The organism is Microcystis sp. LE19-8.1F (assembly GCF_027531715.1).
Lineage (GTDB): Bacteria > Cyanobacteriota > Cyanobacteriia > Cyanobacteriales > Microcystaceae > Microcystis > Microcystis wesenbergii_A.
The window spans coordinates 1-4,316 of sequence record NZ_JAPZSO010000151.1; the positions used below are offsets into that span (position 1 = coordinate 1).

Here is a 4,316-nt window from a genome sequence, read left to right on the forward strand (position 1 = left end):
TGTTCTGAGATGGAGAGCTTTATTGTAAACTAATCTTACACAGCCCAAGGTGCGCCGCAATAGCGACTCTTGTTCTGCTGTGGGGTAAAATCGAAACGAATAGGCTTTCTCCATATCTCACATTCTAGCATATATCGTGTACATGCGCTAATATTTAACAGTAAAGCCGTCGTAGAACGACGGGGTTTCAGACCCAAATTTTCGATGAGGCTGCGCTAGTCTATCTGAAGCGGTCGGCCCAAAAAGTCGGGTTCTTCGTTACTTGGTATGGTTCAATAGGGTGGCATAAATCGACTAAATCCTTATCTGGCAAGAGTTCTATTGATTAGTTCGTTCTAGAGCGAAAACAATTGACAAAAATCGCATCAATGTCCTTCTCTATAAGGGTTTCATCCCTTATAGAGAAGGACATTGCATAGCACAAACCGAAGAACCAAAAGTCGGACTAGATGACAAAAAAATTGTCACTCACTGCGGCCGGCGATCCTGCATTACCGAGTTAGCAAGACGCGGAACTGATTTAACGCGATGTGCAACTAAAAACCACAGAATCAGGGTTCCAGAGGATACTTTATCTCTGCTGATTTCTGAAAACCTTGTAAATCAAGACTGAAAATATAGTTGCACACGGGGTTAACTCCTGTAATTTCAGCACCATCTCCACCAGTTGTTCTGGGGTCAGGTTTTTCAGGCTTTCCCTGTCTAGTAGCTGCTGCGGTTCTTTTTGCTTCATCCTCTCAATCTACACTTTTTTCTGTTTTTGTCAATCCCCTGACCTGAATCCTTACGGGCAGCTAAGATAATTAGAATTATTATGAGTAGATTTATATCTTGAATCTGCAAAACTATGGGAGTTGCTAAGATTACTCCTAAAATAGTGCCGCCAAGACGCTGTATAGCCTTTTGGATTGTGCCACCATAATCTGGCTGGAGAACAAACAGCACCGTGAAAGCCATCCAATAACCGTGATGCCAATGGAGTAAAATAGATACAAACATGGTAAAAGTAGTGACAGTGGCTAGACGCATAGCCGCAGTAAAATTAATCGACTCAAAAGTCCAGTTATTTTTCAATATTTCCCAAAAAGAGGTGACTGGAGTTAAAGAAACTGACTGGAGTGCAACCTTGACTTGCCTTTGGTGATCGAGGAGTAGGGTAATAGTGGCATCAATTTGTTCTGCCAAGTTTTTCAGAATCAGGATCAGTTTATGCAGATTAGGTGTGATGGTTTCCTGAGAATTACTGCCAATACGGAACTTTTTCCTTAAGTCCTGCACTTCCTGTTGTAAAGTTATGAGCATCGACAAGGTTTCTTGAGCAATTTCTTGGCGATGGCTTGTCTTCCTCAATTTAACTATCTCATCTAGGTTTTTCATTACCTTGATCAGGGTTTGGCAGGCTTGCTTGAGATCTGGTTCCATCTCAGCTAATTCTCTCTTACTTTGTCCGACCATCAATTCTGTCAGAGCAATGACTTCCCGATACATATCAGTTAGCTTCTCAATCAGAAAAATCAAGTACTGGCCTTCAATATGAGTGCCAGGTTGACTTCTATAAACCTCGTACCAGAGGCTATGAGCTTGGGCGGTCTCGCGTAGCGAGCGCGTTGCGACCATTGTTCCAGTTTGATATTGTGCTTGGGCTGTTTCCAGATCCCAGAGTTCGTCCTTATCGGCAATCTCAACTCGGGCAACAGTTTCGAGAAAATGGGTCAAGCTTTGGTAACTGGCAATGATGGCTTGTTTAACTGGCCTGTAGGGATCGTTGAGCCATATTACCCAGTGGAGAACCATTACCCAAATGCCGGCCAATAAGAGTAACCAAAATCTTTCTAGGGCTAGATCCAGATTGCCCGGTAGGTGAGTAGAGATAAACCAAAACACTGCCACTACCGGCGTTGTCAGATGAAGAGATGAGAAGGCAAAATGGATAGAAACTCAATGAAGGAAAAAAAACGATGAAATGTCCAGAATGTCAAAGTGACCACATCAATAAAAATGGTCATCGTGGTCAAAAACAAAACTATATAGGGTTTGCTGAATAAATCTAAAAACCTTGTTGGGTAAAACTTTTAGACCTTTTGGCCATCAAAAAGTAATGGATATGGGAGTGATCGGGGGAAAAATTCCGGGACTTTTTCCCTGAAAATTAGGTAATTGACCCCCTCAAAATCGGTAAAACCCTACACCCCACACCCGTTCGGACCTCGGCGTGAGCTTTTGTCGAACGCAAAAGCTCACGGCCGAAGCCTGCCCCCAGGAAAAACTTTTTCAGCAAACCCTAAATAGGATTAGAGATCGCGTTGACAACCAAACCGATAACCACTACTGCCAAGGTGAAGGAAAGAAAAGAGTGAAAGAGGGTCAGGCACCGGACCTAAAAAAATACTTTATGCTTCATTTTTGAAACTACCCGGTTGTCGGCAGAGATGTCTGAGCAGACTATTGATACTCTCAATGTTAACCTTAAACCAACAGTTACTCATCCTTTTCTATGGCAGAGAGCGATTCCGGTTCCACATCCCCATTGGATATCTTGGGCAAGATTCCGGCCCGATTTTTAGAGGCCAAGCACCGGCTCAACCGGGTCGTCCTGTGGGCGGCAATTGTTGGCATTCTAGCTGGTTTAGTGGGTACTGGCTTTCGGATGGCCGTACACCACATCCTCCAGCAACGGCAACAACTGGCTGCCGCTCTGGCTGATTACCCGATTCTGAATTGGTTAATCCCTAGCCTGGTAGCTGGGGGGATGGTCTATGCCAGCTTCTGGCTGGTGCGGAGGGTAGCGCCGGATACGGCTGGCAGCGGCATTCCCCAGATTGAAGGGGCGCTCGACAACCTCTTGCCCTTCGACTGGCGGCGAGTCCTGCCGGTCAAGTTTTTTGGCGGGATGCTCTCCATTGGGGCGGGGATGATTGCCGGTTTTGAAGGGCCGACCATTCAAATCGGAGGTGCCATCGGCAAGATGGTGGCTGCTTTCGTCGGGGCCTCCTCTGAACAGGCACGCATTCTGATCGCTTCGGGAGCAGGTGCCGGCTTGACCACAGCTTTCAATGCTCCAATCGCTGGCATCTTGTTTGTCACCGAAGAAGTGCGTCCTAAATTCGATTCGTGGAACTTGTCCTACCGTTCCGTGATGGTTGCTTCGATTACAGCAACTATTGTCGTCCGGCTGCTCTTGGGTCAAGATGGCTTCATGAAAATCACCCATTTCGAGAGAGTTCCTCTCGGTACTCTCTGGATGTTCGTGATTTTGGGGGTTGGGCTGGGAATCGTTGGCTATTATTTTAATTTTTTCCTGTTTCGTTCCCTAGACTGGTTTGGCCGGCTGCGGGGGCTTCCTTACCAACTCCTGGGGTTATTGGTGGGAAGTGCGATCGGTTGGCTCGGTTGGCTCTACGCTCCCTTATACTAAATCCGTTGAGTATAGGCTACATATCAGGAGAGGCAATAGGCACTCTTGCAATAGGCAAAAGGAGCAATAGATAATCAGTTTTTAATAACCAGATTTAGTATTAGTTGGCAGTGGCGATGAATCGGTCATCTGGACTTTTAATAGTGAAGCTCCAAGATCGGTCTTGCTGCTGATTTTCTTAGGGCGCTTTCTCCTGACAATGATTTGTTATGGTTCCGGGGAAATTGGCGGGATTTTTGCCCCCATGTTAGCCTTGGCTACTCTATTCAGTTTAGGGCTGGCACAAGTGTGCGATGCTTGGTTTCCAGGTCAACTGCCCCAACCCGGGGTTTTTGCCGTCGCTGGGATGGGGGGATTAGTGGCGGCCACAGTCCGCGCTCCCCTCACCGCCGTCATGCTGGTGATGGAATTGACTGATAATTTTTTGGTGGCGCTGCCGATCTTACTGACTTGTATCTGTGCTGCGATCACCGCTCATATTTTAGGTGGCGAACCTGTTTATAGTGTCTTGCTCAAGCGCATTTTGGACAAATTAGAGCGGCAACCCCCCAGCGATCGGATTTAACCTGAGTTCGGTAGAACCAGAATTAATAACCACAGAGACACAGAGGACACAGGGTTTTTTTATTGCGGTTAATCATCCGAATCTGATATTACTTACTGTAATGCTTCCTAAAGTTGATCGTAGGGTGGGCATTGCCTACCACTTTCCTAACTAAGTTAAACAAAGAAATTACCCACTGTCAGGCTACCTAAAGCTGGTAAACTACCAGTAAATCCAGTGATATTTATTAATAAATCATTGCTGGATTGGAAGCCAGCCGTGCTATCATTAATAATCAGGTAAGTTCCAGCTATTGCACCAGTTGTTACCTGCACTAAGGCTGCACTATTAATCCCT

General features: G+C 45.9%; 6 protein-coding genes and 1 pseudogene. 3 read left to right on the forward strand and 4 right to left on the reverse strand.

The features are described from left to right. From O9334_RS14975 to O9334_RS14980, 3 genes and pseudogenes are all read right to left on the reverse strand, one after another. On the reverse strand, positions 1 to 114 hold a 114-nt coding region (locus O9334_RS14975), incomplete at its 3' end, for a helix-turn-helix domain-containing protein (RefSeq protein ID WP_288000881.1). 106 nt (positions 115 to 220) lie between these two features. Then, positions 221 to 412, reverse strand: a pseudogene (locus O9334_RS23185) (hypothetical protein). Positions 413 to 729: 317 nt separating this feature from the next. Then, complete coding sequence (locus O9334_RS14980; RefSeq protein ID WP_288000876.1) at positions 730 to 1,890, reverse strand: FUSC family protein; 1,161 nt, start codon at positions 1,888 to 1,890, stop codon at positions 730 to 732. Between the two features lie 68 nt (positions 1,891 to 1,958). Here O9334_RS14980 and O9334_RS23190 point away from each other — a divergent pair, with 68 nt between their 5' ends. From O9334_RS23190 to O9334_RS14990, 3 genes are all read left to right on the forward strand, one after another. Then, a complete protein-coding gene (locus O9334_RS23190) occupies positions 1,959 to 2,045 on the forward strand; it encodes a transposase-like zinc-binding domain-containing protein (RefSeq protein ID WP_422392693.1) in 87 nt (28 codons plus the stop codon). Positions 2,046 to 2,647: 602 nt separating this feature from the next. Beyond that, the gene (locus tag O9334_RS14985; protein ID WP_274518357.1) at positions 2,648 to 3,415 is read left to right on the forward strand and encodes a chloride channel protein; all 768 of its coding nucleotides are present in this window, start codon (positions 2,648 to 2,650) and stop codon (positions 3,413 to 3,415) included. 163 nt (positions 3,416 to 3,578) lie between these two features. Next, positions 3,579 to 3,980 (forward strand): chloride channel protein, encoded by a 402-nt coding sequence (locus O9334_RS14990; RefSeq protein ID WP_072024884.1) that lies wholly within the window; start codon positions 3,579 to 3,581, stop codon positions 3,978 to 3,980. A gap of 155 nt (positions 3,981 to 4,135) precedes the next feature. Here the strand turns inward: O9334_RS14990 and O9334_RS14995 are convergent. After that, a partial coding sequence (locus tag O9334_RS14995; protein WP_288000879.1) for a bluetail domain-containing putative surface protein occupies positions 4,136 to 4,316 on the reverse strand: 181 nt, incomplete at its 5' end.